This is a genomic window from Photorhabdus sp. RM71S, assembly GCF_042879355.1.
In the GTDB taxonomy this organism is placed as follows: domain Bacteria; phylum Pseudomonadota; class Gammaproteobacteria; order Enterobacterales; family Enterobacteriaceae; genus Photorhabdus; species Photorhabdus kayaii.
This window is the reverse complement of record NZ_JBHFKV010000233.1, coordinates 1-359: the sequence shown is the minus strand read 5'-3', so window position 1 is coordinate 359 and position 359 is coordinate 1. Positions and strand designations below refer to the sequence as shown.

Sequence of the window (359 nt, the reverse complement as noted above, 5' to 3'; positions counted from 1 at the left end):
GACAGAGTTGATATTGCGCCTCAATCGCCACGGTAAAGCTAACACTGTATATGTCGAACAAAAGGGCCTTTGCTTGTTCCATCTCGATCAAGCTGAAGGCGAGCGACGAGCTAAGCGCAACGAAGACAAGCCCCGCAAACCTTACAAGAAGGATTTTTAACATGACAGAACTTAAGCCGTGTCCGTTTTGTGGAAGCAATGATCTTTGTCCTGATTATGAGGATAGAGGTTCATTGGATGAGTACGTATCTTGGATTAACTGCGGGAATTGCGGAACAGATGGTCCGTTATCGAAATGGGAAAATAGTTACAAGGAAGCGGAATCGGCAGCTATTCGAGTCTGGAATAAGAGAGTAAAT

The 359-nt window shown here is 44.8% G+C and carries 1 protein-coding gene; it reads left to right on the top strand.

What is annotated here, in order from left to right; genetic code table 11:
* Positions 1-161: 161 nt before the first annotated feature.
* On the top strand, positions 162-359 hold a 198-nt coding region (locus ACGF5R_RS24665; RefSeq protein ID WP_387693085.1), incomplete at its 3' end, for a Lar family restriction alleviation protein.